The sequence below is a fragment of the Sphingomonas sp. 8AM genome, assembly GCF_902506455.1.
GTDB lineage: Bacteria > Pseudomonadota > Alphaproteobacteria > Sphingomonadales > Sphingomonadaceae > Sphingomonas.
This window is the reverse complement of the sequence record NZ_LR733844.1, coordinates 868028-894303: the sequence shown is the minus strand read 5'-3', so window position 1 is coordinate 894303 and position 26276 is coordinate 868028. Positions and strand designations below refer to the sequence as shown.

The following is a 26276-nucleotide window of genomic DNA, read 5'->3' as shown; positions in this document are numbered from 1 at the left end:
TCGGCTTAGCCAGCTGAGGCATGGCAGATGCCATGGTTCCCGTTCCGTTCGCCGAACTCCGCTTTGGCGGGCACGTCTGGCAGGCACTACCCGAAGGCGCATTGTTCTGGCCGACGCGACGTGCGTTGCTGGTAGCCGATCTGCATTTCGAAAAGGCGAGCTGGTTCGCGCGTGGTGGGCAGATGTTGCCACCTTATGATTCGATGGCGACGTTGGCGGCGTTGTCGGCGATCGTCGCAACCACCGGAGCGGAAGAGGTCTGGTGTCTCGGCGACAGCTTCCATGACATCGCCGGCTGTGATCGACTGCCCGAAGCAGCGCGAGCGACGCTTTCGGCACTGACTGCGACGACGCGCTGGACGTGGATCACCGGCAACCATGATCGGGTGTTTGTCGATCGTTGCGGCGGCGAGGTGCGGGACGAAGCCTTGGTTGATGGCGTGATGCTGCGTCACGAGGCCGATCCACGTGAAACATATCCGGAGTTATCCGGCCACTATCATCCCAAGCTTCGGGTAAGGGTTCGCGGCAAACTGGTGGCGCGGCGCTGTTTTGTGGCTACGGCGACGAAGCTGATTTTCCCGGCGTTTGGTGCGCTGACCGGCGGGCTCGACGTGACGCATCCCGAAATCGCGAGGGCTACCGGCGGGCATGCGGAGGCGCTTGTCGCCCTGCCCGATCGATTGCTGCGCTTTCCGGTCGCGGCCTGACGAACAACGTCAGGCCATCGTCCCCATCAACAATCTGGGAAGAGCACCGCTTTCGCCACGCGCCTCCGCCATGAAGCGGTCTTTGAGCGGTGGGAGCCGATCGACCGCCGAAATGCCGAACCGCCGAACCGCGCTCGCCGCCTTGCCGGGCACGCCGAACAGCCGCGTCAGCGTGTCGGTGGCAGCGGCGACCATGAACGTGTCGAGGCTCCGCCACCGCTCATAGCGCTTGAGCAATTGTGCGTCACCGGCCTCCAGCCCGAGTCGCCGACCCTCGACCAGCACCTCGACCAACGCAGCGACATCACGATAACCGAGGTTCACGCCCTGCCCCGCGATCGGATGGATGCCGTGCGCCGCATCGCCGACCAGCACCAGCCGCGTGTCGGTCAGCCGCGCCGCATGGTGGAAGCCGAGCGGGTAGCTGGCACGCGGCGAGGCGTGCGACAACGCACCCAGGAACCCGCCCATGCTCTTTTCGGCCTCGGCCAGAAAGCCACGATCGCCCAGCTTGAGCATCCCGGCGGCATGCTCCCCCGCCACCGTCCAGACGATGGCGGACCGATGGCCGATCTCGTCATCTGGCAAGGGAAGCAGGGCGAACGGCCCGGCCGAATAGAATATTTCGTAAGCCACATTTTCGTGGCTGCGCTCATGATGGAAGGCGCCAATGATCGCAGCATGATCGTATTGCCACCGTGCGACGTTGATTCCGGCCGCCGCGCGGGTCGGCGATTGCCGCCCCTCGGCGGCGACGAGCAGGTCGGCAGTGACGATCGCGCCCGACGACAGAATAGCCCGCACGCCATCGGCGTCGCGTTCGATCGTCGTCGCGCGCGTCTGCATCCGCAGATCGACGTGCTCGGCCGTTACGGCTGCGTCGTAGAGTGAGCGGCGCAGCAGCCGGTTCTCGTACATCGTACCCAGCGCGGCATCGTCGGGCGCGGGGATGAAGTCGAGCTTGCCCGGCGCAAGCCCGTCGCTGACGCGGATCTGGCGGATCTCGCAGCCCTTGCCGCGCAGCACGTCACCGACGCCGATCGCGTCGAGCATCTTGTGGCTGGCGCTCGCCACCGCCGACGCCCGACCATCGAACCCCGCCGTCAGCGTGACCGCCGGATCGGCGGGATCGACGACGATCGAGGACAGGCCATGGCGGTCGAGCGCAACGGCCAGCGCGCTGCCGACCAGCCCGCCGCCGAGGATGAGCACATCTGCCCGGGCATCTGCTTTGTCCATGGTCCTGCCCTATCCTTACTCGCGCGCGATGCCAACGTCCGCCGCGATCTTGACGTGCAACGCACGGAGGCGGAGAATATGACGGTATTTTCTGACATCGTTGGGGGTTCGGGATGGCAAGCCGTGTCGACGCGCCGTTGTGGCGTGAGACGGTCAAGGCCGGGGCGTTGCGCAGCGGGGCGTTGATCCTCGCCACCGCCTTGTTCGTATTGACGGTGGCAATGGCGGTGGCGCTGGTCACCTACCGGCCGGGCGATGCGTCGCTCAACACGGCAGCAGCGGGAGTGACCGGCAACCTGCTCGGCAGCCCCGGAGCGTGGTTCGCGGACCTCGCGCTGACGCTGTTCGGTCCGGCGGTCGCGCTGCTGCTGCCGGTCGCGCCGATCGTCGCGCTGCGGCTGTGGCGCGCGCAACCGGCGGGGAACGGCTGGCGAATGCTCCGCAATGCGGCGATCGGCGTCGCGCTGATGGCGGTGACGCTGACCTGCGTCGCGCCCGGCGCAGTACCGGCGCTGCCGTTTGGCTGGGGCGGCGCGGTCGGCTCGGGCGTGGTCGGCGCGACCCGATCGGGGATCGCGTTGATCGGCAACCCGCTGGTAACATGGTGGAGCGTCCTCGCACTCGGCCTGCTGACCGGAATTGCGGGCGCGATCCTGTGGGGACGCAGCCTTGAGATCGATCTCGCGCGCTTCACGCCGTCGCCGCGATTGCTCCGCCGACGTGCCCGCGATGGAGACGAAAGCTTCGAGGAGGCTGCGTTCGATGACGCGGCGGATGACGGGGATGCACCGTTCTCACCGACGCGCACCCCCGCGCCACGTGCGGTGGCGCAGCCGGATAATCGTCCCGCCCCGGTCATCAGCGACCGCACCACCTCTCCGTCGCTCGCACCGCCGAAGCCGCAGCAGCGGCTCGACCTTCGCGACACGTTCGTGCTGCCGTCGCTCGACCTGCTTACCCCTGCGCCCGCCAATCAAAGCGGGCCGGTCGACAAGGCCGGGCTGGAGCGCAACGCACGGCTGCTCGAAACCGTGCTTGACGACTTCAAGGTGCAGGGCGCGATCACTGAGGTGCGCCCCGGCCCGGTGGTGACGATGTACGAGCTGGAGCCGGCCCCCGGCACCAAGGCAAACCGCGTCATCGCGCTCGCCGACGATATCGCGCGCAACATGTCGGCGATCTCGGCCCGCGTCGCGACGATCCCCGGTCGCTCGGTGATCGGAATCGAGCTGCCCAATACCAAACGCGAAACGGTCTCGCTCCACGAACTCGTCGCTAGTCAGGCGTTCGAGGATCAGACCGCGCAGCTGCCGGTAATCCTCGGCAAGAACATCGCCGGCGATCCGGTCATCGCCGATCTCGCGCCGATGCCGCATCTGCTCGTGGCGGGCACGACTGGCTCGGGCAAGTCGGTGGGCCTGAACGGAATGATCCTGTCGCTGCTTTACCGGCTCACCCCCGACCAGTGTCGGATGATCATGATCGATCCGAAGATGCTCGAATTGAGCATGTACGACGACATCCCGCACCTGCTGTCACCGGTCGTCACCGACCCCTCCAAGGCGGTGCGCGCGCTGAAATGGGCGGTCGAGACGATGGAGGATCGCTATCGTCAGATGTCGTCGGTCGGCGTGCGTAGTCTCGCGAGCTTCAACGACAAGGTCCGCGCGGCGCGCGCCAAGGGTACGCCGCTCGGCCGCCGCGTCCAGACCGGCTATGGCGAGAACGGCCAGCCGATCTATGAGGAGGAGCAGCTCGACTATGACGTGCTGCCGCAGATCGTCGTCATCGTCGACGAACTGGCCGACTTGATGATGACCGCCGGCAAGGAGGTCGAGTTCCTGATCCAGCGGCTCGCGCAGAAGGCGCGTGCGGCGGGCATCCACCTCATCATGGCGACGCAGCGCCCGTCGGTGGACGTCATCACCGGCGTCATCAAGGCCAACCTGCCGACCCGCATCAGCTTCCACGTCACCAGCAAGATCGACTCGCGCACGATCCTCGGCGAACAGGGCGCGGAGCAGCTGCTCGGGCGTGGCGACATGCTCTATATGCCGGGCGGCAAGGGCATTGTCCGCGTCCACGGCCCGTTCGTCAGCGACGACGAGGTACGTGCGGTCACCGATCACTGGCGCGCGCAGGGGCAGCCCGATTACATCGAATCGGTCACCGAAGAACCCGCCGAGAGCTTCGCGCTGGAGGGCGCACCGACCGGGGAGGATTCGGCAGAGGATCAGCAATATCGCGCGGCGGTTGCGATCGTGTGCGGCAGCCAGAAGGCCTCGACATCGTGGCTGCAGCGCCAGCTGCGGATCGGCTACAATTCTGCCGCGCGGCTCATCGAGCGGATGGAAAAGGAGGGCGTAGTCAGCCGCCCCGACCATGTTGGCCGGCGCGAGGTGCTGCGCGATACGGATGGCAATCCGGCGTAACGTGGGACGTGTCCCCGCGGCGGCAGGCTGACCTCAACCGTCGCTTTGCTTCCTGACCACAGGATGAAAGAAGCGGCTTCGGGTCGGAGTGTAAGGCGGCGTGTGTCGGCGACGACACACGCCCACATGCTCAGTCCAGGTGCTCGGCGAAGAACGCCGCGGTGCGCTCGTCGGCCAGCGTTGCCGCCGCGTCGGAGCGGCGCTTGCCGAACTCGGTTGCGAATCCGTGATCTTCGCCGGGATAATCATGCAGCGTGACCTTCGGATGGTCGTCGAGTCCCGCGTGCATCGCGGCCTGCGTGGCCTTGTTCACGAAGCCATCCTCGCCCGCGATATGCAGCATCAACGGCCTCGCGATCGCATGCTTTTCGCCGAGCAGCCCATCGATGCCGACGGCGTAATAGCCGACGCTGACGTCTATGTCCGTCCGCGCGGCGGTCATGTACGCCAGCCGCCCGCCCAGACAGTAACCGACCGCACCGACCTTCGTAACGCCCGCACTTCGTGCGAACCGTATCGCCGCCTCGATGTCGCGGATCCCCTGATCCTGATCGAACTGCCCCAGCAATGACAAGGCACGCTCCATCTCGGGCGCGATGTCCGGATCGAGCGAGATGCCGGGCTTGATTCGCCAGAACAGATCGGGCGCGATGGCGAGATACCCGGCCTCGGCAAGCGTGTCGCACTTGCGGCGGATGCCGGCGTTGACCCCGAAAATCTCCTGGATGACGATGATCGCCGCCTTCGGGGTTCCGGCGGGCGCGGCGCGATAGGCCGGCATATCGTTGCCATCGAGAGTGGAAATCGAGATCGTGTCGGTCATCTGCTGCTTCTCCGTGTCAATGCGGCTCTATAAACCTTGGCCGTCGGCAAAGTGCCACGGCTTCCCGTTGCGGCGCATGGCCGTTCGCGGGCATAGCTTGCATATACCCCAGCGCCCGGCGGCGCGATCGAGGAGCGCAGCCATGAAGGTCACGATTGAGGTTGATTGCACGCCGGAGGAAGCGCGGCGCATGATGGGTTTGCCGGATCTCACCCCGATTCACGATCACTTCCTCAACCGGATGCGTGAGACGATCGACGGACAGGCCCCCTCCCCCGAATTGATTGGCGCAATGTTTCGCAGCTGGGTGCCGGTCGGGGACGCCGGGATGGATTTCTGGCGACAAATGTTCACGAGCGGATCCAGGCCCGGGGTATGATCGACACGATCTTCGCGCTGTCGAGCGGCCGCCCGCCCGCGGCGATTGCGGTGGTGAGGATCAGCGGGCCGGCGGCACGCGCTGTTGGCGAGCGGCTTGCCGGAACGCTCCCGGCCTCGCGCGTTGCCGCCGTGCGGCGTTTGCGCGACGCGGCTGGCGAGACCCTCGATCGCGCGCTGACGATCTTCTTTCCGGGACCGGCCACCGCAACCGGTGAGGACCTGATCGAGCTTCATCTGCACGGCGGTCGGGCGGTTGTCGCTGCCGTGGAGGCGGCGCTGGCGCACGCCCCCGGCGTGCGGATGGCCGAGCCGGGAGAGTTTACGCGGCGGGCGCTTGGCAACGGTCGGCTTGATCTTGCACAAACCGAAGGTCTCGCAGACCTGCTCGAGGCCGAGACGGAAGCACAGCGACGTGCGGCCCTGACAATGGCGGAAGGCGGATTAAGTCGCTTGGTGACCGACTGGCTCGACCGGTCGAGCATGATTGCCGCACGGGTCGAGGCGGAACTGGACTTCAGCGATGAGGATGACGTCACTCACGCGGCGGCGTTCGACGTTCCTGCGCTCGTCGCTGAGTTGCTGACCGAGATGCACGAAGTTCTCGCACGTCCACCGGTCGAGCGGTTGCGGGATGGCGTGATGGTCGTACTCGCCGGCCCTCGTAATGCCGGCAAGTCATCGCTCTTCAATGCCATGCTGGGTCGCGACGCCGCGATCGTGACAGATATCGCTGGCACGACGCGCGATGTTCTCGAGGCCGCTATAGTCCACCGCGGCATCCCCTACCGACTGATCGACACCGCCGGAATTGTTGCCGAGACGCAAGATCCGATCGAGGCGATCGGGATCGAGCGAGCGCGGGGATTGCTCGACCTAGCCGACGTCGTTCTGTGGCTTGGTGACATTGCCGATGCGCCGACGGGATCGGTGCGAATTGGGGCGCGCGCCGACGAGATCGACTATGCGCGCCAAGGATTGGATCACCTGACGTCGATCCACGATCCTCGCTCGATCGATATGGTCTGGAATGCGCTTCACGATCGGGCGAGCGATCTTGTCACTGATGGATCCACGGTGCTGCCGCACGAACGCCATCGGCGCCTCATTGCTGCAGCGGTGTCGGAACTTGCGGCGATAGCTGGCGCAGATTTGCTGCTGGATGCCGAACGGCTTCGCATTGCCAACGTGTCCTTAGCCGCGGTACTGGGCCGCGATGCTACGGAGGCAATGTTAGACGCCCTGTTCGGGCGCTTTTGTCTCGGAAAATGAGTGTTCCACGTGAAACAGTACGACGTCATTGTAGTCGGCGGGGGTCACGCCGGCACTGAAGCGGCAGCTGCAGCGGTGCGGCGTGGCGCGCACGTTGCGTTGATCTCGCAGTCCCTCGCCCAAGTTGGTACCATGTCCTGCAACCCATCGATCGGCGGCCTCGGAAAGGGACACCTTGTCCGCGAGGTTGATGCGCTTGATGGGCTGATGGCGCGTGCGGCTGACGATGCCGGCATCCATTACCGCATGCTCAACAGGTCGAAAGGACTGGCCGTTCAGGGTCCCCGCCTGCAGGCCGACCGAAAACGATACCGCGCTTCGATTCAGCGGCAGCTGCAGGCGCAGGTGGGCATCGATCTCATCGAAGCAGAGGTCAGGGCGCTGTCGGTGGCAGGCGGAGAAGTGGTTGGTGTTGCGCTAACCGAAGGCACGATGGTCACCGCTCGAGCGGTGGTGCTTGCCACCGGCACGTTCCTCGGCGGTCGCATCTTCCGCGGCGTGGAGCGCGAGCCGGGGGGAAGGATCAACGAACGACCGGCCACGGTACTCGGCGAACAATTGCGGTCGCTCCAGCTGCCAATGGGCCGGCTCAAGACGGGCACACCGCCCCGCTTGGACGGTCGCACCATCGACTGGGGCGCACTCGAGCCGCAGCCGTCCGACAGCGACCCCTGGCGCATGTCGCCGATGTCGACGGGACCGCGGCTGCCGCAACTCGCGTGCGCGATCACGCGGACGACTAACGAAACGCATGACATCATTCGCGACGGGCTGGCGACCTCGCCGCTCTTCGGCGGGGCGATCGAAGGCAACGGACCACGCTATTGTCCATCGATCGAGGATAAGGTTCATCGCTTCGGGGATCGTGACGGCCATCAGGTGTTCCTCGAGCCAGAAGGACTGGATGATCATCTGGTTTATCCTAATGGCATCTCGACCTCGCTTGCGGTTGACGTGCAGGATCGACTGATCCGCTCCATCCCCGGGCTTCGGGCGGCGCGGGTGGCGCAATATGGATATGCGGTTGAGTACGACTATATCGACCCCCGCGCCCTGAACCATCAGCTCGCATTGTCCGCGATCCCGGGTGTGTTCTGTGCCGGCCAGCTCAACGGCACGACCGGTTACGAAGAGGCAGCGGCACAGGGCATCGTCGCCGGGCTCAACGCTGCCGCACTCGCCTGTGATCTCGCTCCGATGACCGTCGACCGGGCGCGCGGCTATATGGGAGTGATGATCGACGACCTCGTCCTGCAGGGCATCAGCGAACCCTACCGGATGCTGACGGCCCGCGCGGAGTATCGGCTTGCGCTACGTGCCGACAATGCGGAAGCGCGTTTGTCGGAGTGGGCATCTGGCTACGACGTTCTAACTCCCGCTCGTCTCGCCCATATACGTCGTCGGGCAGAGATGCGCGCTGCTGCAAAGAGCGGCGCCATCGTGCATGTCGAGCCTGACATCATCCGCGAGGTCGAGGAAGATCACCGCTATGCTCCGTATCTTCAAAGGCAGGCGGTGGAGATCGAGCGAATGCGTCGTGACGGTGGCGTCAAGATCACGTCCGATGGCGAGACATTGCGTACGGTTCCTGGTCTCTCCTTGGAGATGATCGAGCGGCTTGAACAAGCAGGCCCAATGACTCTCGACGAAGCGTCGCGCGTTCGGGGTGTAACGCCAGCGGCGCTCGCGGCATTGTGGCTGCATTCGAGGAAGCGCGCATGACGGAAGATGATAGCGTAGCATGGTGCCACGCAACCTTCGGCGAGGATGCCGTCGCCAAGCTCGACCATTTTCGAGCATTGCTGCTGGAGGAAAACCAGCACCAGAATCTTATCTCTCCAGCCTCTACGAACGCCATCTGGAACCGCCACATCGCGGACTCTGCGCAACTGGCACAGCATATCCCGGCTAATGCCACGACCTGGTTCGACATCGGCTCCGGCCCCGGTCTGCCCGGCCTCGTCATCGCCATCTTGTGCGACCTCGCTGTCACCCTCGTCGAACCGCGGGGGCGGCGGGTAGAGTTTCTTGCCGCCGCCGCGAATGAACTGAATCTCGGGAACGTCGTGGTTCATAAGGCCAAAGCCGAGACGGTAACTGGTGACGCCGACATCATCAGCGCACGGGCAGTAGCCAGCATCCCTGATCTCATCGCCATGACGAGCCACCTGCGCCACAGCAGGACGCGAATGATCCTTCCGCGCGGGCAGAATGGTGGTAGTGAGGTCGAGATGCTACCGGCGCGATGGCGCGGTATGTTTCACGTGGAACAAAGCGTCACGGATCCCGCGTCGGTGATCGTGATCGGCGATGGAGTGAGAACCTGATGTTCTGCATAGCGGTGGCGAACCAGAAAGGCGGCGTTGGGAAGACCACCAGCGCTATCAATCTCGCAACGGCCCTTGCCGCCTCCGGGCATCGCGTGCTGCTCGTCGATCTCGATCCACAGGGCAATGCTTCTACCGGGCTCGGGATCAATCAGGCGCAACGTAGTCGATCGAGCTACGATGTTCTGATCGACAGCGATGGCGTCGCAGAAGCGGCGGTCGCCACCGACATTCCTTTGCTTGATGTTTTGCCCGCAACGGTCGATCTGTCGGGCGCCGAAATCGAACTGGTCGAATTCGAGCAACGCACCCATCGGCTACGGCGCGCCTTCGAAATTGCAAAACGGTCGTGGGACATCGTGCTGATCGACTGCCCGCCGTCGCTGGGCCTGCTGACGATCAACGCAATGGTCGCAGCGGACGCCTTGTTCGTGCCGTTGCAGTGCGAGTTCTTCGCGCTGGAAGGACTGAGTCAGCTTCTCAACACAATCGAGCGGATCCGCTCACGGTTTAATCCGTCGTTATCGATCCTTGGCGTCGCCCTCACGATGTTCGACCGACGCAATCGCCTGACCGAGCAAGTCTCTAACGATGTCCGCGCGGTGCTTGGCAACGTCGTCTTCGATACGGTGATCCCGCGCAACGTACGGCTGTCCGAGGCGCCCAGCCACGGACTGCCGGCCTTGATCTACGATCACAAATGCAGTGGCTCGGAAGCTTATATAGCGTTGGCGCGCGAGTTGATCCGCCGCCTGCCGCAGATGGAGAATGAAGCAGCGTGAGTGATTTCGGTTCCCGCCGCGCCAAGGGCGGTCTCGGCCGCGGCCTCAATGCGCTGCTTGGCGATGTTGCAAAAGACGAGCGCGACACCAGCGAGACCGGCACCGCACGTGGTGCGGTGCGGATGATCCCGGTGTCCGCGATCGCGCCGCATCCCGAGCAGCCGCGGCGGCATTTCGACGAAGCCGCGCTCGACGAGCTTGCAGCGTCCATCGCTCAGCGCGGGGTCATCCAGCCGATCATCGTCCGCCCGCACGGTCATGACTTCCAGATTGTCGCGGGCGAACGTCGCTGGCGTGCGGCACAACGCGCCCGGCTGCACGAAGTACCGGTGGTCGTTCGCGATTATTCGGACAGCGAGACGCTGCAGATCGCGCTGCTGGAAAACATCCAGCGACAGGATCTCAACGCGATCGAAGAAGCGCGGGCCTATCAACGCCTGCTCGACGAATTTGGCCATACTCAGGAGGAGCTGGCGCGCGCCGTTCACAAATCGCGCAGCCACGTCGCCAATCTCCTCAGATTGCTTGATTTACCGCCTGAAGTTCAGGCGCAGGTGGTCGAAGGCAAGCTGGCGATGGGCCATGCGCGCGCTTTAATTGGCGCAGCGGATCCGGTGGCTCTCGCCGAGCAGGTGCTGACCCAGGGATTGTCGGTGCGGCAGACCGAGAAACTGGCGAGCCACGACAAACATGGTGCCCCGACATCGCGCGTCGGAGCGTCCCGTCAACCGCCACGCCCGAGCGGCGGTGGTGGCGGCAGCGCGGATATCGAGGCTTTGGAGCGCCAGCTTGCCGACCTGCTTGGGCTTCGCGTCACGATCGCCTTCAACGATGAGGGACGCGGCTCGATCACGCTCGATTACAGTTCGCTTGAGCAGCTCGACATGGTGTGTCAGCGGCTGAGTGGCGAGCAGATCTAACGCGCCGATCGCGCGAGCCGCACGAGGAAATGATCCGCGACGACACGTCCGGCCGGGCCGGCGGCGATGACCTCGCGCTCGGCCCGGCGCGCCGCCTGCTGCGCGCCCGCGAGCATCGGCAGCGTCCAGCGGCGCAACGCGGCGGCGGTCGCCGCCTCCTCGCGCCAGAACACCCGGTGGCGCTTCATTACCTGTTCGGGCCCCTCGCCTGCCTCGATCGCCGCCCGCATCTCTGACAGTGAAACGAGCCGCCGACCGAGCGCGCGCAAGAGCGGGATTGGGGAGGCGTCCGGCCCGCTCATCCGTCGCAACCCATCGATCAGCTGGTCGACTTGCCCCGCGGTGATCGCCAGCACGACCTCGCCAATCTCGCCCTCCGCGATTTCGGCGCCGATCGCCTCCAGCGCGGTGTCGTCGGCATCGACCGGTCGTTCCGGCGCGGCATCCAGATAGAGCGCGAGCTTCTCGACCTCGCGCATCATCACCGCGCGGTCGCCGTCACTACCGCGAATGATCCGCTGCACCGCCACCGGCGACATCCGGAGCCCTGCCGCCCGGGCAAGATCGGCGACGATCGCTGCGGCGTCACGGGCACCGGGCGGGTAGCAGGCAAAGGCGAGCGCACGATCAGAGTCGATCGCCGCCTTGACGAGCTTGCCGGTCGCCTTGGCGGTGGGTGCCAGGAGAACCGCCGGATTGCCGGCCCGCTCGGCGTGCAGCAATGCCGTCACCGCTTCAAGCGACTCCTCCCCTGCACCGGTTACCCGCACGAAGCGCGCACCGCCGAAGAGCGATAACGCGGCCGCCTCGTCCGCCAACCGGGCCGGATCGCCACGCAGCGCCGCGCCGTCGAGATCGATCCGCTCCGCCTCGACGCCCATCGCCTTCGCCAGTCGCGCGACGAATGCCTGCGCGACCGCCTCGTCAGGGCCGTGCAGCAGGTAGAGCCGAATGTCGGCAGGCGGTCGATCGAGCGCCGCGATCAGCCGCGCTTCGGTCGCCTTCATGGCCGGGTCGGCTGGGTCCGTCGCGCATAAAGCGCGAGCCGCGCGACGATCTGGTCCGCAATCGTCTCGGAAAGGCGTTCGAGCGCGGTGCTTTCCGCCGCGATCGTCGCATATTCGGACCCGACGACATCGATCCCCGCATCCGACCCGGCGGTCGCGTCGAGCACCACTGTCCCGCTTGCCGTTTCGATCAGCTGGTAGCGCGCGCGCAAGGTACGGCGTTCGCGTGCCACCGAGTCATCGCTGCGCGCGCCCAGACCGACGATCTTGTCATCGAGCCGCACGTTGAGCCGGTACCGTGCCGCACCGCTACCGATCGCCTTGAGCCGTTCGTTGAGCGCACCGCCGACCAGCCAGCCCGCCTTGCCGTCGATCGGTGCGACCTCGACCTCACCGAGCGTCGCCGCGATCGGTCCGGCCCCGCCACCGGTGTAGAGCGGCGTCAGCCCGCACCCGGCCAGCGGCAGCGCCGCCAGCGACGCAATGATAAGGGCGGCGCGCATCCTCACGCGACTATGTTCACGAGCCGGTCGGGCACCACGATCACCTTGCGCGGGGACTTGCCCTCCAGTGCGCGCAGCACCTTCTCCGATGACAGCGCCGCCGCCTCGGCATCTTCCTTCGTCAGCCCCTTGGCGAGCGTCAACGTGTCGCGCAGCTTGCCGTTGATCTGCACTGCGATCGTCACCTCGTCCTCGATCAACAGCGCCGCATCGACGTCCGGCCAGGCCGCGTCGGCGATCAGCCCGCCGTCGCCGTGCGTCGCCCATGCCTCTTCGGCGATGTGCGGCGCCATCGGGGCGACCAGCCGCATCAGCGTCGCGATCGCGGTATCGCGCGAAGCGGACGGCGCCGCCTTCTCGATCGCCGCGACCAGTTCGTAGAGCTTGGCGACCGCCTTGTTGAACGACAACGCCTCGATCGCTGCGGCGACGTCGGCGATCGTACGGTGCAGTTTGCGATCGAGTGCGGCGTCAGTGCCCACGCCGGCCTTCTCGCCCTCGAACAACCGCCACAGCCGCTGGACGAAGCGCCACGCACCCTCGATGCCGTTCTCGCTCCACTCAAGATCGCGCTCGGGCGGCGAGTCGGAGAGCATGAACCAGCGCACCGCGTCCGCGCCATACTGGTCGACGATCGGCTCGGGATCGATCGTGTTCTTCTTGGACTTGGACATCTTCTCCACGCGACCGCGGATGATCGGGATCCCCCCGCCCTCCTCGGTCTGGAAGAACAATGCCCCGCCCTCACCCACGCTGAGGTCGGCGGGCGACACCCAGAGCGCGCCCGGCGGTCCGTCATGATCCGGGATGTCGAGCTTGTACGTCTCGTGCGTCACCATGCCCTGCGTGAACAGGCCGGTGAACGGCTCGGCCAGATCGATCAGCCCGACGTGTCGCAGCGCGCGCGTCCAGAAGCGCGCGTAGAGCAGGTGGAGGATCGCATGTTCGACCCCGCCGATATATTGCCCGACCGGCAGCCAGCTTTCCGCGACGGCACGATCGAACGGCCTGTCATCGGGCTGGCTGGCGAAGCGAATAAAATACCACGACGAATCCGCAAAGGTGTCGAGCGTGTCGGTGTCGCGCAGCGCGTCCGCCCCGCACGACGGACAGTTGACATGCTTCCACGTTGGATGGCGATCGAGCGGGTTGCCGGGAACATCGAAGGTGACGTCCTCGGGCAGCTTCACCGGTAATTGTTCGCGCGGCACCGGCACTTCGCCGCAGGTCGCGCAATGGATCACCGGGATCGGCGTGCCCCAATACCGCTGACGGCTCACCCCCCAGTCGCGCAGGCGATAGACGGTCGAGCCCTGCCCCCAGCCGCCAGCCTCGGCGCGCGCGATCACCGCGCGCTTGGCGGCATCGATGTCGAGCCCGTCGAGAAACTGCGAATTCACCAGCCGCCCGGGGCCGCTATACGCCGCATCCTCGTCGAACGCCGGGTCGGTCTTGTCACCATCGGCGACGACGCGGCGGATCGGCAGCTTGTATTTGGTGGCAAAGTCGAAGTCGCGCTGGTCGTGCGCCGGCACGCCGAACACCGCGCCGGTGCCGTAGTCCATCAGCACGAAATTGGCGATATAGACCGGCAACTCGCCCGCGCCGAACGGATGCGTGGCGGTCAGCCCGGTGTCGTAGCCGAGCTTCTCCTGCGTCTCCAGCTCGGCGGCGGTGGTGCCGCCCTGCTTGCAGCGCTCGATGAACGCCGCCGCGTCCGCATCACGCGCCGCCAGGGCCTGCGCGATCGGGTGATCGGCGGCGACCGCGACGAAGCTCGCGCCGAACATCGTGTCGGGCCGCGTCGTGAACACCTCGACCGCGCCACCGTCCGACAAAGCGAAGCGGAATTGCAGCCCCTGGCTCTTGCCGATCCAGTTCTCCTGCATCAGCCGGACCTTGTCGGGCCATTGGTCGAGCGACCCCAGCCCCTCGATCAGCTCGTCGGCGAACTGCGTGATCTTGAGGAACCACTGGCTCAGCTTGCGCTTCTCGACCAGCGCCCCCGAGCGCCAGCCGCGCCCGTCGATCACCTGCTCATTGGCGAGCACGGTCATGTCGACCGGGTCCCAATTGACCGCCGATTCCTTGCGATAGACCAGCCCGGCCTTGTAGAAATCGAGGAACAGCGCCTGTTCGTGCCCGTAATAATCGGGCTCACAGGTCGCCAGCTCGCGCGTCCAGTCAAGCGCAAAGCCCAGCCGCTTCAGCTGCGCCTTCATCGACGCGATATTGGCGCGCGTCCAGTTGCCCGGATGCACGCCCTTTTCCATCGCGGCATTCTCGGCCGGCATCCCGAACGCGTCCCACCCCATCGGGTGGAGCACTTCATGCCCGGTCATCCGGCGATAGCGCGCCAGCACGTCGCCCATCGTATAGTTGCGGACGTGCCCCATGTGGATCTTCCCCGACGGATAGGGGAACATCTCCAGCACATAGCTTTTCGGCTTGGGGCTGTCGTCGCGCGCGGCGAAGGTGGTGCGTTCGTCCCAGACGCGCTGCCAGTGTGCGTCGGCCTTCAGGGCATTGAAGCGGGTGGTCATTGCAGTCGTCGTCGCCTCAGCCGGTCACGGCGCCACGGCGCAGGTCACGCGCGCGCGTCAGAATGATGTCTTCCAGCTTCTGCGTGGTCGCCGCCTCGACCGGCGACGCCACCCACTGCCCGCCACGATTCACCTCGCGCAGCGCCGCGACACGCACCGCATCGGCGCGCAGATCCTGGTCGAGGATCGAGACGGTCACCTTCATCCGCTCGGTCGGCGTCTGCGGATTGACGTACCAGTCGGTGACGATCACGCCGCCATTGGAATCGGTCTGGAGCAGCGGCATGAAGCTGAGCGTGTCGAGCGTCGCGCGCCACAGATAGCTGTTGACGCCAATCGTCGTCACCTTCGACGCGGCAAGGTCGCCGACCGGCTTGCCGCCGCGTCCGCCACACGCCGACAGGCTCAACGACAAGGCAACGGCGGCCGACAGGCCAGCCGCGAGGCGCAAGGGGCGGAACATCGGCATCGTCCTTACAGGCAATTCGGGTAATCCTGCTCGCTCTACCCGCACCCTTTGCCCCCGGCAAGCGCGCCACAATGTGGACATGATGCAACAGGTCGCCGATAAAGAGTCGGGGCGGTCATGGACACGGAACGGATTCCTGTTAGGTCCGCTCCATTGGTCGGACAGATTCGTCCGGCACAAAGGGGATGGATAAGATCGTGGCCGCAACGCGCCGCATCGCTGCATTGATCGGGGGGGGCCTGCTGGCCGTCGCCGTTGCAGCCGTGCCTGCGCTCGGTGCGGCGGATTCGGCACAGCGACCGGTGCGCAAGCTCGTGTCGGCACCGCGGGTCGCCGGTTCGTTCACCCCCTCTGCCGCCGATCCCAAGCTGGCCGCGCTGTTCGCGCGTGGCGGGCTTGATGCCAGCGGCTTCCGCTTTACCCCCTCCGAGTCGCGGATCGGCAATCGCGCCGTGACGGTCGCGGTGCGTGCGCGGTCGAGCCTCGCCGCGCGCGACAATGCACGCTACGCCGCGACGACGCCGGCAACGGTCGGTCTCGCGCCGATCGCCTACAACCTGGGCGTGTCGGTCGGGTGGAAGCGATTCGCAGTCTCGGGCGACGTTGCCAAGGTCGATCTTGCCGGGCTGCCGGGCAGTCGCGAGGCGGCGGACGTCGCGGTCAGCTATTCGGGATCGAAGTGGAGCGGCCGGGTCGGGGCGACCGCGGATCGTCCGCTGCCGGGCACGGCGCGCGCGCTCAGCGAGCCGGACAGCTATTCGATCGATGTCGGGGGCAGCTATTCGCTTACCCGCAACCTCGACCTGACCGCCGGGATGCGGCTCAAGACCGATCGGGAGCGCCTCACCCGCGCCGACGACGATCGCCGCGACAGCCAGGCGATCTACGTGGGTACGGCGTTCCGCTTCTGACGCGCGGGCGGTTCACGGCGGGTTTCAGAGGTTCCCGCTATGTGTCTTTGTCATCCCCTACGTGATCCGGGACTCCGCTTCTTCTTAGATCCGACGCTTGGAAGCGGGATGCCGCATCAAGTCCGCGATGACGGTCCGGAAGAAGTCGACCAAGCATCGATCGCGGCATAGCCATCGAACCCGAGCGCCGCCACTCGCCGCCAGCGCCGCTCGTCCATGCCACCAAGCGCGATCACCGTCACCGGCAGCCCCCGCGCGATCGCAGCGGCGCGCCACAATCCAAGCGCCCGCGCTGCGGGATGCGATCGCGTCGCGAACACCGGCGACACCAACACGACGTCAGCCCCCGCCCGCACCGCCGCCAGTGTCTCGCGCCGATCGTGCGCCGGCCATGTCACGAGGCCACGCCCGCGCCGCGCATGAGACCCCGCCGCCCCCGGCCACGAAGCCGCACCCGCCAGCACCAGCACCAGCCCACGCCGCCGCGCTACGCGCCGCACCCGCGCGAACAGCATCCGACGTTCTGCGACAGGCGTACGGTAATGCCGGAAGATCACCCCCGCCCCGCGCGGCAATCGTTCGAGTGCCGGCCACAAGCCCGCGCCCTGGCGCTCGTCGGTCATCAGCCAGCGGACGGGGTGGCGGGCAGGCATGGCGCTCCCTATAGCGCGGACGATGACCCCCGACGACCGTCTCGCCGCCACCCGCGCCCGCATCGCGAGCGCCGCCCGTATCGCGCGCCGCGAGCCCGCCGACATCACGCTGGTCGCGGTGTCGAAGACCCACCCGGCCGAGGCGATCCGTCCGCTGCTCGTCGCCGGACAGCGCGATTTCGGCGAAAACCGCGTTCAGGAAGCCGCCGCGAAATGGCCCGCGCTGCGCGAGGAATTCGACGATTGTCGCCTGCATCTGGTCGGACAATTGCAATCGAACAAGGCTGCCGAGGCGGTTGCGCTGGCTGACGCGATTCACAGCATCGACCGCCCGTCGCTGATCGCCGCGGTGGCGCGCGCGATCGACGCGACCGGCCGCCGTCCGGATTGCTTCGTTCAGGTCAACATCGGTGACGAGCCGCAAAAGGGTGGCTGCACGATCGCCGACCTCCCCGCCCTGCTCACCGAGGCGCACGACGCAGCGCTGCCGATCGCCGGCCTGATGTGCGTCCCCCCCGCCGACGTCGAACCCGCCCCGTATTTCGCGCTTCTGGCGAAGATCGCGCGCGACCACGGCATCGCGGGGCTCAGCATGGGCATGTCCGACGATGTCGAGCAGGCGGTGTCGCTGGGTGCCACGCATGTCCGCGTCGGCTCCGCGCTGTTCGGAGCCCGCGCATGACCCAGTTCGACGCGTTGCTCTTCGACTTCGACGGCGTGCTGATCGAAAGCGAGGCGAGCGGCAATCGCCATATCGCCGATTATCTGACCGGCATCGGCTATCCCACCACGCCAGAGCAATCGATGGCGCGGTTCATGGGGCTGGCCGGCAAGGATTTTCTCGCCGCGATCGAGGCGCATATCGGCGCGCCGGTCCCGCCCGACTTTCAGGCCGCACGCCGCGCCGAGGACGAGCGTTGCCTGCTGGAGGGGATCGAGGAAGTTGCCGGCGCGACCGCCTTCGTCCGCGCGCTACCCGCCAGCTTGCCGCGCGCGGTGGTGTCGTCGAGCCGTGTGCGCTGGATCGCCACGCATCTCGAGCATCTCGGCCTGCGCAGCGCGTTCGGCGACCATCTCTATTCGGGCGCCGAGCATGTCACCAACGGCAAGCCCGCACCCGATCTCTATCTGTACGCCGCCGACAAGCTGGGCGTCGCGATCGAGCGCTGCGCGATCATCGAGGATTCCCCGGTCGGCGCGACCGGGGCGGTGGCCAGCGGCGCGTTCGTGATCGGCCTGGTCGCCGGCGCGCATTGCGCACCCAACCACGGTAACCGGCTCCGCGCGATCGGCGTCGATGCGGTAGCCCATGATTTCAACGAGGTATCTAGGCTACTGGACCTCTGATCGCCGTCATTGCGAGCGGAGCGAAGCAATCCAGGGCGTCCTGATCCGGCACTGGCTTGCTTCGCTACGCTCGCAATGACGGGCTATAGCGCCGCGCATCACAATTGATGCCCCGTCCTGTCCCGCTTGGTCGCCAGATAGCGTTCGTTGTGCGGATTCGCCGGCAACGCGTGCGGCACCCGCTCGATCACCGCGATCCCCGCCGCCTCCAGCCCCGCCACCTTCGCCGGATTGTTGGTCAGCAATCGCACGCGATCCTGTCCCAGCAGGTGCAGCATCCGCGCCGCCACCCCGAAATCACGCGCATCGATCGCGAAGCCGAGCCGTACGTTGGCGTCGACGGTATCGAACCCCTGATCCTGTAGCGCATAGGCGCGCAGCTTGTTGACCAGCCCGATCCCGCGCCCCTCCTGCCGCAGATAGAGCAGAACACCCCATCCCGCCGCCGCGATCGCCTGAATCGCGGCATCGAGTTGCGGCCCGCAATCGCACTTCAGGCTGCCAAGCACGTCGCCGGTCAGGCATTCGCTGTGCAACCGCACCAGCGGCGGCGCGCCGTTCGAGCTGCCGATGACCAGCGCGACATGCTCGTCGGCGCTTTCCGGCGAGCGGAACGCGACGATCTCGGCATGTTCTGCCCCCGCCACCGGCAATCGCGCGCGGGCCGCGATCTGCAGCGCCTGCGCATCCTCGTGCGCCGCGATGCTCCCGGCATCCACCACCTGCGCCGCCTCGCCGACGCCGATCACGAATGCCGGCAACAATCCTGCGATCCGCGCAAGTTGCAGCGCCGCTCCGGCAGCGACCGGGGCCGCCACCGGGATCGTGCGGAACGGCCCCTTGAGCGGTGTCGCGAGATCGAGCTGCGGATCGGCCAGCGCGGTCGCCAGCGCCATGTCGAACCACGGGGCATGTTCGACCACCACCGGCCGATCGGGCACCGCCGCATCGAGCTGATTGGCGAGCTTCAGCGTCGCCGCACGGCCGTTTGACAGCAAGACGTCGAACCGCCCGTCGACGGCGAACCGCGCCAGCCGCTCGGCATCGGCGGTCTCGATCGCCAGCACCGTCAACGACGGCTGGCCAGCGGCGGTGACGGTGATCGGCCAGCCGCGCCGCATCGCGTCGATCGCGCGCGCGGCATCGCGCCCCGATACCGACGATGTCACCACGCGAACTCGGTCATGATCGGCACATGGTCGGACGGCTTCAGCCAGCTACGACACGGCTCGAAGACAGTATGCGCCGTCGCGGTCTTCGCGACGTCGCCGGTCGCCCACATATGATCGAGCCGGCGGCCGCGATCGTTCTTCGTCCAGTCGGGCGAACGATAGCTCCACCAGGTGTGCAGCCGCGCCGGCGCCGGATGGAAATGCCGGCCGAGATCGACCCAGTCGTTCGACGCCTTCAGCCGGTCGAGCGCCTCGACCTCGACGGGCGTATGGCTGACGACCTTCAGCAGCGCCTTGTGGCTCCACACGTCGCTGGGCAGCGGGGCGATGTTGAAGTCGCCGGTCAGGATCGTCGGCTCGGTCAGCGCCTCGGACCAGCGCGTCATCCGCTCGACGAAATCCAGCTTCTGCCCGAACTTGGGGTTCACTTCGCGATCGGGCACATCGCCACCGGCCGGGACATAGACATTCTCCAGTCGCACGCCGTTGGGCAGGCGCACGCCGAGATGTCGCGCCTCACGATTGGCCTGCCAGTCGAACCGGTCGTCGGCGGTGACGGGCACGCGCGCGATGATCGCGACGCCATGATGCATCCGCTGTCCATGAAGCAGGATGTGGTCGTACCCGAGCGACCTGAACGCCTCCACGGGGAAGTCGGTGTCGACGACCTTGGTTTCCTGAAGGCACAGCACGTCGGGCTGCGCCTCGCGGAGAAATTGCTCGACGATCTCGATGCGGAAGCGGACCGAGTTGATGTTCCAGGAGACGATTTTCACGCGGGCTTAGGTAGCTGCGCCCCGGGGGGTCGACAAGGCACGCCGGAGCGGCGCCAACGAACAAGAAAGGCCCCCGCTCCGGGGGCATGGAGCGAGGGCCGACTCAGCGTTCGTCACGCAAGCGGTAGGCAGGAGACCGGGCAACAGGGGGAAAATCCCGGTGGCCCACCGACCGTGCTTCTGTCTCTAGCGACCGCAGCCTTTCGCGAAGATGAACGAATTGGACAAAAATGCCGTGGTTTAGCTTGAACGGCCCTGTTTGCGCGGATCGACCCAGCGGAACGCCGAATCGGCAACGGGTATGTTGAACTTCTGATCGCTGAGTCGGATCGTCGTGCGATTGCCCTGCGTGTCGAGCGCCGCCCAGCCTTGCAGCATCAATCCGCCCGGCGCGGCGGCGCTGCGCGCAAACACCAGCGTGATGCGCCCGTATTCGGGATGTTTGGGGTCATAGGCCTCGACCGACAGCACACCCGGATTGCTCGAGGGGACGACCTTCGCGTAACGGGAAATGTCGCGGCTTGGATCGAGCAGGACCCCGAGCGGCGAGTTCCCGATCGGCCAGCGTTGCACCTGCTTCACCGAATAATCGACGAAGGTCAGCGCCTTGCCGTCGCCCACGATCAACAGCGGCACGCCCTTCTGATATTGAAAGCGGATCTTGCCGGGTTTCTTGAGCGTCAGCGTACCGTTCAGCACCTGCCCGTTGCGATCGGTCTGGGCGAAGGTGGCGGTCATCGAGTCGAGACCGGCGATCGCGCGCTGCGCCGCCGTCAGATCGTTGCCGGTCTGCGCCGCCGCCGGTGCGACGACCGCGACCAGCGCGGCGAGCGGCAGAAGATACTTGGGCATGTCGTCTCCACACAGATGCGATGACGGGCCACTGCCCGTCCGGCATTGAACCCGCGCTGAACTTTCAGGCGAACAGCGTCGCCAGCCCCGGGGTGGTCTCGCTGCCGACCCACCCTTCGTGGATCATCCGGAACGCCACGAACACGATGACGGCGAGACCGATATAGGCGATCCAGCGATAGCGATCGATGATCCGCGCGATCAGGTTCGCCGCCAGCCCCATCAACGCCACCGACAGCAGCAGCCCGATGACGAGGATGCCGGGATGCTCGCGCGCCGCCCCGGCGACCGCCAGCACGTTGTCGAGGCTCATCGACACGTCGGCGACCGCAACCGCCCATGCCGCCGCGGCGAAGCTCTTGACCGGCTTGACGGTGACCGCCTCGCCGGTGGCGTCAATCTCCGAATGCCCGCCGCTACGGATCTCGCGCCAGAACTTCCAGCTCACCCACAGCAGCAGCAGCCCGCCCGCGAAAATCAGTCCGACGATCCCCATCAGCCAGGTGACGATCAGCGCAAAGAAGATCCGCAGCACCAGCGCCGCGCCGATCCCGATCAGGATCACCTTCTTGCGCTGTTCGTCGGGGAGCCCGGCGGCCAGTGCGCCGACCACGATCGCATTGTCGCCCGCCAGCACGAGGTCGATCATCAGCACCGACCCGAACGCTGCCAGCGCGGCGGGGTCGGACAGGTTCGAGAAATCGGCGACGATATGCTGCCAGATGTCACCCAGCGATCCGGGTCCCTGGACCGCCGCTCCGGCGGAGGCCGCGGCGGCAAGCGTGGCGATAAGGCTCAATTAGGTCACTCCCCGTCTGACCGCATCAATGATGCTGGCCGGCATAACGTTCCGGGCGCGGAATGCCACGGGAAAGGGGGGACGCGCCGGTCGGGTACGCACTGCGGCATACCCGCCGGCCGAACCGGCGTAAGTCCTGCCGCGACACGCGGCAGGCCACGCCCGGTTACTGGTTCATCGAATCGAAGAAATCGTCGTTGGTCTTCGAATCCTTCATCTTGCCCAGCAGGAACTCCATCGCGTCGACGGTGCCCATCTGCATCAGGATCCGGCGCAGCACCCACATCTTGCTGAGCTGGCCCTTCTCGACCAGCAGCTCTTCCTTGCGCGTGCCGCTCTTGCCGACGTCGATCGCCGGGAAGATGCGCTTGTCGGCCACCTTGCGGTCGAGCACGATCTCGGCGTTGCCGGTGCCCTTGAACTCCTCGAAGATCACCTCGTCCATGCGGCTGCCGGTATCGATCAGCGAGGTCGAGATGATCGTCAGCGACCCGCCTTCCTCGATGTTGCGCGCCGCACCGAAGAAGCGCTTCGGCCGCTGGAGCGCATTGGCGTCGACACCGCCGGTCAGCACCTTGCCCGACGACGGCACGACGGTGTTGTAGGCGCGGCCCAGACGCGTGATGTTGTCGAGCAGGATCACGACATCCTTCTTGTGCTCGACCAGCCGCTTGGCCTTCTCGATCACCATTTCCGCCACCGCGACGTGGCGCGTCGCCGGCTCGTCGAAGGTCGAGCTGACCACCTCGCCGTTCACCGTGCGCTGCATGTCGGTGACTTCCTCGGGCCGCTCGTCGATCAGCAGCACGATCAGGAACACTTCCGGATGGTTGTGCGCGATCGCGCGCGCGATGTTCTGCATCATGATCGTCTTACCGACGCGCGGCGGCGCGACGATCAGGCAGCGCTGCCCCTTGCCGATCGGCGCAACGACGTCGAGCACGCGGCCCGACTTGTCCTTGATCGTCGGATCCTCGATTTCCATCTTCAGCCGCTCATCCGGGTAGAGCGGCGTGAGGTTGTCGAAGTTCACGCGCTGGCGGACGCGCTCGGGCTCCTCGAAATTGACTTGCGTGATCTTCACCAGCGCGAAATAGCGTTCGCCGTCCTTCGGCCCACGGATCTCGCCCTCGACGGTGTCGCCGGTGCGCAGGCCATGCTTCCGCACCTGATTCGGGCTGACATAAATGTCGTCCGGCCCGGCAAGATAATTGGCCTGTGCCGAGCGCAGGAAGCCGAAGCCGTCCGGCAGCACCTCGATCGTGCCCTCGCCCATGATCTGCTCGCCGTTCTCGGCCTGCACCTTCAGGATCGCGAACATCAGGTCCTGCTTGCGCAGCGTGGAGGCGCCCTCGACGCCCAGCTCCTCGGCAAGCTGCACCAGCTCGGCGGGGGCCTTCTTCTTCAAATCCTTGAGATGCATGTATCAGTCCGATGTGATCGGGGGTCGGGGAAAGCTCGGCCGGCGATGGAAAACGCACGAGAAACGAAGCTGTAGAGGATGCGGCGCGCACCGAGGACCGGCGACGCCACGGGCGCGAGGTATGATTCATGTGGGGGATAGTCAAGCGCCGAGCGCTCTTGTGCAGCGCTGCCTTCCCCATTGCGTCGCCCCGGACTTGATCCGGGGCCCCGCTTTTTCTTGTCGACTGGCCGAAGAAGAAGCTGGATCCCGGATCAAGTCCGGGATGACGATGTGACGGCCATGACGGCGCGCCAGATCAGAACGGTTTCACGATCACCAGAATGACGATCAGCGCGGTCGCCAGCGCCGGGATCTCGTTCATCATCCGCAGCGCCTTGTTCGACACCCCCGCCTGCCCGCGCGCCAGCTTCTTCGCATAGCCGACCGCCCAGCCATGATAGCCCGACAGCAGGAAGACGATCGCCAGCTTGGCGTGGAGCCAGCCCAGCCCCGGCACGCCGTCCGCGATCCCCGCATTGAGCGCCAGCGCGATGCCCAGCACCCACACCACGATCATCGCCGGGGTCAGGATGATCGCGCGCAGCTTGTTCTCGCGCTCGACCCAGCGCGCGGCATCGGCCGCGTCGGACAGCCCCTCCTGATGATAAACCAGATAGCGCGGCAGCATGAACAGCCCCGCCATCCAGAAGATCACGAAGATGACATGCGCGGCCTTCACCCAATCATAGGTCGCGCCCAGAAACCCGACCATGTTCAGCCCCTTACCCGTTGTAACAGATGTTCGACATGCGGGATCGGGGTGTGCTGCCCGATCCCGTGGCCGAGATTGAAGACATGCGGCCGCTCCGGGAACGCCGCCAGCACGCGGTCGATCCCCGCCTCCAGCGCCGCCCCGCCGGTCAGCAAGGCGAGCGGATCGAGATTGCCCTGCACCGGCAGCCCTGCCGGCAACACCGCATCCGCCCATCGCGGATCGACCGTCTCGTCCAGCCCGATCGCATCGACCGCCGTGCCGGCGGCATAGGCGGCCAGCTTGCCGCCCGCCCCCTTCGGAAAGCCGATGATCGGCGTCCCCGGGCAACGCGCGCGGACGCCGTCGACGATCGCGCGGTTGGGTGCGATCACCCAGCGCTCGAACTGTTCGGGCGACAGGCTGCCCGCCCAGCTGTCGAAAATCTGCACCGCCTCGACGCCATTCTCGATCTGCGTCGCCAGATAATCGATCGTCAGGGCCACGATCGCGTCGACGATCGTGCCGAACGCCGCCGGATCGGCATAGGCGAAGCGGCGCGTCGCTTCCTGATCGCGGCTGCCCTGCCCCGCCACCATATAGGTCGCGACCGTCCACGGCGAACCCGCGAACCCGAGGAACGTCGTCTCCGCGGGCAGTGACCCGGCGACCCGCCGCACCGTCGCATAGACCGGATCGAGCCGTGTGAAATCGGGAGTCAGCGCCGCCAGCGCCGCATCGACCAGCGCCGGGGTCAGCCGCGGCCCCTCGCCCGCCCCGAAGGTCAGCTCCTGTCCCAGCGCCCACGGCACCATCAGGATGTCGGAGAACAGGATCGCGCCGTCGAAGCCGAACCGGCGGATCGGCTGGAGCGTCACCTCGGCGGCCGCGACCGGATCGGTGGCGAGCGCGAGGAACCCGCCCTTCTCCGCGCGCAACGCCCGATATTCAGGGAGATAGCGGCCCGCTTGCCGCATCAGCCACGTCGGGGGGCGTTCGGCGCGCTCGCCGTTCAGGACTCGCAACAGGGGTTTGGTCACCATCGGGTGCGATCCTTCTACCCTTCTAAGGAAGATTCTGGGAATCTGGTTGTTGATGTGGTTGGCGCGTGGATCGCGGGGCTTATTCGTCACCACCGGAATTGCCAACAGCTTGACTCGATCGACTCTCCCGCGCGCCGCGGGATTCGCATCGCGTCATCCACGCTTTCCACAGCCTGTGGATAAAATGGCCCCCTGGGGACGGCGCTGTGGATAGAATCCGGCTTATCCACCGATCGGGGTCGCGCTTGGCGGGTCGATGAAGTTACGCTAGCGGCTGTCCACGACTTATCCACAGATTGGTCCACCCCCTCCGATGTCCGGCTTCTGATGCTCCGCCTCCATCTTCACCTGCTGTCGGATTCGACGGGCGAGACGCTGGAGAACATCGCCAAGGCCGCGCTCGCGCAATATGACGATGTCGAAACCGTCCGGCATTTCTGGCCGATGGTGCGCACCGAGACGCATCTCGATCGCATCCTGCAGGAAATCGCCCAGAACCCGGGACTGGTGATCTTCACGCTCGTCAATCCGGCGACGCGCACCGCGCTGGAGGCGCGTTGCAAGGCGCTCGGGCTGCCCACGGTGGCCCCGCTCGATCCCGTCAACGATGCGCTCTCGGTGCTGCTCGGGCAGCAGGCGAAGGCGCGACCGGGGCGTCAGCACGTCCTCGATGCCGCCTATTTCGAGCGCGTCGACGCGATCCAGTTCACGATCGCGCATGACGACGGGATCGCGCACGAGGAATGGGAGGAGGCCGACATCCTGCTCGCCGGGGTCAGCCGCTCGTCGAAGACCCCGACCTCGATCTATCTCGCCAATCGCGGGTTCAAGACTGCCAACATCCCGATCGTCGTCGAAAGCCCGCCGCCGCGCGCGCTGTTCGCGCTGAAGAATCCGCTCGTCGTCGGGCTGACCACCAGCACCGACCGGCTGATCCAGATCCGCCGCAACCGCCTGCTGTCGCTCAATCAGGCGACCGAAACCAACTATGTCGATCAGGACGCAGTGGCGCGCGAGATCGCCTATGCGCGGCGGATGTTCGCCGACAATGGCTGGCCGGTGATCGACGTCACCCGACGCTCGATCGAGGAAACCGCCGCCGCGATCATCGCCCTGGTCAACGAACGCCGCGGGCTGGCGGCACGGAACACCGACTGATGCT

General features: G+C 66.2%; 26 protein-coding genes. 12 read left to right on the top strand and 14 right to left on the bottom strand.

The window, feature by feature from the left end; genetic code table 11:
- Positions 1 to 32: 32 nt before the first annotated feature.
- A complete protein-coding gene (pdeM, locus tag BACI71_RS04515) occupies positions 33 to 710 on the top strand; it encodes a ligase-associated DNA damage response endonuclease PdeM (protein WP_159760854.1) in 678 nt (225 codons plus the stop codon).
- A 9-nt stretch (positions 711 to 719) separates the two neighbouring features.
- Here pdeM and BACI71_RS04510 read toward each other — a convergent pair whose 3' ends face one another.
- Positions 720 to 1949, bottom strand: a complete 1230-nt coding sequence (locus tag BACI71_RS04510) for a UbiH/UbiF/VisC/COQ6 family ubiquinone biosynthesis hydroxylase (RefSeq protein ID WP_159755603.1) — start codon at positions 1947 to 1949, stop codon at positions 720 to 722.
- A 113-nt stretch (positions 1950 to 2062) separates the two neighbouring features.
- On the opposite strand from BACI71_RS04510, the gene BACI71_RS04505 reads away from it, so the two are divergent.
- Positions 2063 to 4381 carry an FtsK/SpoIIIE family DNA translocase gene (locus BACI71_RS04505; protein WP_159755600.1) on the top strand — a complete coding sequence of 773 codons (2319 nt, stop codon included), beginning with the start codon at positions 2063 to 2065 and terminating at the stop codon, positions 4379 to 4381.
- 130 nt (positions 4382 to 4511) lie between these two features.
- Here the strand turns inward: BACI71_RS04505 and BACI71_RS04500 are convergent, their stop codons facing one another.
- Complete coding sequence (locus tag BACI71_RS04500; protein ID WP_159755597.1) at positions 4512 to 5204, bottom strand: dienelactone hydrolase family protein; 693 nt, start codon at positions 5202 to 5204, stop codon at positions 4512 to 4514.
- 142 nt (positions 5205 to 5346) lie between these two features.
- On the opposite strand from BACI71_RS04500, the gene BACI71_RS04495 reads away from it, so the two are divergent.
- From BACI71_RS04495 to BACI71_RS04470, 6 genes are read left to right on the top strand one after another with little or no spacing between them, the layout of a single operon-like run.
- Positions 5347 to 5583 (top strand): DUF6489 family protein, encoded by a 237-nt coding sequence (locus BACI71_RS04495; protein ID WP_159755594.1) that lies wholly within the window; start codon positions 5347 to 5349, stop codon positions 5581 to 5583.
- Complete coding sequence (mnmE, locus tag BACI71_RS04490; RefSeq protein ID WP_159755591.1) at positions 5580 to 6854, top strand: tRNA uridine-5-carboxymethylaminomethyl(34) synthesis GTPase MnmE; 1275 nt, start codon at positions 5580 to 5582, stop codon at positions 6852 to 6854. The genes BACI71_RS04495 and mnmE overlap by 4 nt, the downstream gene beginning before the upstream one ends.
- Before the next feature lie 9 nt (positions 6855 to 6863).
- A complete protein-coding gene (gene mnmG, locus BACI71_RS04485) occupies positions 6864 to 8576 on the top strand; it encodes a tRNA uridine-5-carboxymethylaminomethyl(34) synthesis enzyme MnmG (protein ID WP_159755588.1) in 1713 nt (570 codons plus the stop codon).
- A complete protein-coding gene (gene rsmG, locus BACI71_RS04480; protein ID WP_159755585.1) occupies positions 8573 to 9181 on the top strand; it encodes a 16S rRNA (guanine(527)-N(7))-methyltransferase RsmG in 609 nt (202 codons plus the stop codon). Before mnmG ends, rsmG begins: the two co-directional genes overlap by 4 nt.
- Positions 9181 to 9963, top strand: a complete 783-nt coding sequence (locus BACI71_RS04475; RefSeq protein WP_159755582.1) for a ParA family protein — start codon at positions 9181 to 9183, stop codon at positions 9961 to 9963. Before rsmG ends, BACI71_RS04475 begins: the two co-directional genes overlap by 1 nt.
- Complete coding sequence (locus BACI71_RS04470; protein ID WP_159755578.1) at positions 9960 to 10883, top strand: ParB/RepB/Spo0J family partition protein; 924 nt, start codon at positions 9960 to 9962, stop codon at positions 10881 to 10883. Before BACI71_RS04475 ends, BACI71_RS04470 begins: the two co-directional genes overlap by 4 nt.
- On the opposite strand, the gene holA is transcribed toward BACI71_RS04470, so the two are convergent.
- The 4 genes from holA to BACI71_RS04450 are packed head-to-tail and all read right to left on the bottom strand — an operon-like array spanning position 10880 to position 15399.
- On the bottom strand, positions 10880 to 11890 hold the full coding sequence (gene holA / locus BACI71_RS04465; RefSeq protein WP_159755575.1) for a DNA polymerase III subunit delta: 1011 nt from the start codon (positions 11888 to 11890) through the stop codon (positions 10880 to 10882). The two genes, BACI71_RS04470 and holA, sit on opposite strands and share 4 nt — an antisense overlap.
- Positions 11887 to 12393, bottom strand: a complete 507-nt coding sequence (lptE, locus tag BACI71_RS04460) for an LPS assembly lipoprotein LptE (protein ID WP_159755572.1) — start codon at positions 12391 to 12393, stop codon at positions 11887 to 11889. Before lptE ends, holA begins: the two co-directional genes overlap by 4 nt.
- Positions 12394 to 12395: 2 nt before the next feature.
- Positions 12396 to 14936 carry a leucine--tRNA ligase gene (gene leuS, locus BACI71_RS04455; RefSeq protein WP_159755569.1) on the bottom strand — a complete coding sequence of 847 codons (2541 nt, stop codon included), beginning with the start codon at positions 14934 to 14936 and terminating at the stop codon, positions 12396 to 12398.
- A gap of 16 nt (positions 14937 to 14952) precedes the next feature.
- Positions 14953 to 15399 carry a DUF3576 domain-containing protein gene (locus BACI71_RS04450; RefSeq protein WP_159755566.1) on the bottom strand — a complete coding sequence of 149 codons (447 nt, stop codon included), beginning with the start codon at positions 15397 to 15399 and terminating at the stop codon, positions 14953 to 14955.
- A gap of 203 nt (positions 15400 to 15602) precedes the next feature.
- On the opposite strand from BACI71_RS04450, the gene BACI71_RS04445 reads away from it, so the two are divergent.
- A complete protein-coding gene (locus BACI71_RS04445; RefSeq protein ID WP_236552811.1) occupies positions 15603 to 16316 on the top strand; it encodes a hypothetical protein in 714 nt (237 codons plus the stop codon).
- Positions 16317 to 16432: 116 nt separating this feature from the next.
- Here the strand turns inward: BACI71_RS04445 and BACI71_RS04440 are convergent, their stop codons facing one another.
- Positions 16433 to 16969, bottom strand: coding sequence for a thiamine phosphate synthase (locus tag BACI71_RS04440; protein WP_159755563.1), 537 nt, complete (start codon positions 16967 to 16969; stop codon positions 16433 to 16435).
- Between the two features lie 22 nt (positions 16970 to 16991).
- Here BACI71_RS04440 and BACI71_RS04435 point away from each other — a divergent pair, with 22 nt between their 5' ends.
- Entirely contained in the window at positions 16992 to 17651 is a 660-nt protein-coding gene (locus tag BACI71_RS04435) for a YggS family pyridoxal phosphate-dependent enzyme (protein ID WP_159755560.1), read from the top strand.
- Complete coding sequence (locus BACI71_RS04430; protein ID WP_159755557.1) at positions 17648 to 18316, top strand: HAD family hydrolase; 669 nt, start codon at positions 17648 to 17650, stop codon at positions 18314 to 18316. The genes BACI71_RS04435 and BACI71_RS04430 overlap by 4 nt, the downstream gene beginning before the upstream one ends.
- Positions 18317 to 18414: 98 nt before the next feature.
- On the opposite strand, the gene ribA is transcribed toward BACI71_RS04430, so the two are convergent.
- The 7 genes from ribA to hemE form a co-directional block, all read right to left on the bottom strand.
- Positions 18415 to 19437 (bottom strand): GTP cyclohydrolase II, encoded by a 1023-nt coding sequence (gene ribA / locus BACI71_RS04425; RefSeq protein WP_159760850.1) that lies wholly within the window; start codon positions 19435 to 19437, stop codon positions 18415 to 18417.
- A 44-nt stretch (positions 19438 to 19481) separates the two neighbouring features.
- On the bottom strand, positions 19482 to 20264 hold the full coding sequence (locus tag BACI71_RS04420) for an exodeoxyribonuclease III (protein WP_159755554.1): 783 nt from the start codon (positions 20262 to 20264) through the stop codon (positions 19482 to 19484).
- Positions 20265 to 20504: 240 nt separating this feature from the next.
- Complete coding sequence (locus BACI71_RS04415) at positions 20505 to 21116, bottom strand: LolA family protein (RefSeq protein ID WP_159755551.1); 612 nt, start codon at positions 21114 to 21116, stop codon at positions 20505 to 20507.
- Between the two features lie 64 nt (positions 21117 to 21180).
- A complete protein-coding gene (locus tag BACI71_RS04410; protein WP_159755548.1) occupies positions 21181 to 21915 on the bottom strand; it encodes a TerC family protein in 735 nt (244 codons plus the stop codon).
- Positions 21916 to 22081: 166 nt separating this feature from the next.
- Positions 22082 to 23338 (bottom strand): transcription termination factor Rho, encoded by a 1257-nt coding sequence (gene rho / locus BACI71_RS04405; RefSeq protein ID WP_159755545.1) that lies wholly within the window; start codon positions 23336 to 23338, stop codon positions 22082 to 22084.
- 298 nt (positions 23339 to 23636) lie between these two features.
- On the bottom strand, positions 23637 to 24092 hold the full coding sequence (locus tag BACI71_RS04400; protein ID WP_159755542.1) for a CopD family protein: 456 nt from the start codon (positions 24090 to 24092) through the stop codon (positions 23637 to 23639).
- A 2-nt stretch (positions 24093 to 24094) separates the two neighbouring features.
- Positions 24095 to 25114, bottom strand: a complete 1020-nt coding sequence (hemE, locus tag BACI71_RS04395) for a uroporphyrinogen decarboxylase (protein WP_159755539.1) — start codon at positions 25112 to 25114, stop codon at positions 24095 to 24097.
- Between the two features lie 327 nt (positions 25115 to 25441).
- Between hemE and BACI71_RS04390 the strand changes: the two genes are divergently transcribed.
- On the top strand, positions 25442 to 26272 hold the full coding sequence (locus BACI71_RS04390; RefSeq protein WP_159755536.1) for a pyruvate, water dikinase regulatory protein: 831 nt from the start codon (positions 25442 to 25444) through the stop codon (positions 26270 to 26272).
- The last annotated feature ends 4 nt before the right edge of the window (positions 26273 to 26276 follow it).

Excerpts from the sequence above, each read along its gene's own strand:
- pdeM (WP_159760854.1), top strand. The coding sequence starts at position 33 with ATGGTTCCCGTTCCGTTCGCCGAACTCCGCTTTGGCGGGCACGTCTGG.
- BACI71_RS04390 (WP_159755536.1), top strand. The coding sequence starts at position 25,442 with ATGCTCCGCCTCCATCTTCACCTGCTGTCGGATTCGACGGGCGAGACG.
- BACI71_RS04500 (WP_159755597.1), bottom strand. The coding sequence starts at position 5,204 with ATGACCGACACGATCTCGATTTCCACTCTCGATGGCAACGATATGCCG.
- BACI71_RS04400 (WP_159755542.1), bottom strand. The coding sequence starts at position 24,092 with ATGGTCGGGTTTCTGGGCGCGACCTATGATTGGGTGAAGGCCGCGCAT.
- BACI71_RS04495 (WP_159755594.1), top strand. The coding sequence starts at position 5,347 with ATGAAGGTCACGATTGAGGTTGATTGCACGCCGGAGGAAGCGCGGCGC.
- hemE (WP_159755539.1), bottom strand. The coding sequence starts at position 25,114 with ATGGTGACCAAACCCCTGTTGCGAGTCCTGAACGGCGAGCGCGCCGAA.
- BACI71_RS04430 (WP_159755557.1), top strand. The coding sequence starts at position 17,648 with ATGACCCAGTTCGACGCGTTGCTCTTCGACTTCGACGGCGTGCTGATC.
- ribA (WP_159760850.1), bottom strand. The coding sequence starts at position 19,437 with ATGCGGCGCGGCTGGCCGATCACCGTCACCGCCGCTGGCCAGCCGTCG.
- rho (WP_159755545.1), bottom strand. The coding sequence starts at position 23,338 with ATGCATCTCAAGGATTTGAAGAAGAAGGCCCCCGCCGAGCTGGTGCAG.
- holA (WP_159755575.1), bottom strand. The coding sequence starts at position 11,890 with ATGAAGGCGACCGAAGCGCGGCTGATCGCGGCGCTCGATCGACCGCCT.
- BACI71_RS04475 (WP_159755582.1), top strand. The coding sequence starts at position 9,181 with ATGTTCTGCATAGCGGTGGCGAACCAGAAAGGCGGCGTTGGGAAGACC.
- BACI71_RS04440 (WP_159755563.1), bottom strand. The coding sequence starts at position 16,969 with ATGCCTGCCCGCCACCCCGTCCGCTGGCTGATGACCGACGAGCGCCAG.
- mnmE (WP_159755591.1), top strand. The coding sequence starts at position 5,580 with ATGATCGACACGATCTTCGCGCTGTCGAGCGGCCGCCCGCCCGCGGCG.
- BACI71_RS04435 (WP_159755560.1), top strand. The coding sequence starts at position 16,992 with ATGACCCCCGACGACCGTCTCGCCGCCACCCGCGCCCGCATCGCGAGC.
- leuS (WP_159755569.1), bottom strand. The coding sequence starts at position 14,936 with ATGACCACCCGCTTCAATGCCCTGAAGGCCGACGCACACTGGCAGCGC.
- BACI71_RS04450 (WP_159755566.1), bottom strand. The coding sequence starts at position 15,399 with ATGTTCCGCCCCTTGCGCCTCGCGGCTGGCCTGTCGGCCGCCGTTGCC.
- BACI71_RS04505 (WP_159755600.1), top strand. The coding sequence starts at position 2,063 with ATGGCAAGCCGTGTCGACGCGCCGTTGTGGCGTGAGACGGTCAAGGCC.
- lptE (WP_159755572.1), bottom strand. The coding sequence starts at position 12,393 with ATGCGCGCCGCCCTTATCATTGCGTCGCTGGCGGCGCTGCCGCTGGCC.
- BACI71_RS04510 (WP_159755603.1), bottom strand. The coding sequence starts at position 1,949 with ATGGACAAAGCAGATGCCCGGGCAGATGTGCTCATCCTCGGCGGCGGG.
- rsmG (WP_159755585.1), top strand. The coding sequence starts at position 8,573 with ATGACGGAAGATGATAGCGTAGCATGGTGCCACGCAACCTTCGGCGAG.
- BACI71_RS04415 (WP_159755551.1), bottom strand. The coding sequence starts at position 21,116 with ATGCCCAAGTATCTTCTGCCGCTCGCCGCGCTGGTCGCGGTCGTCGCA.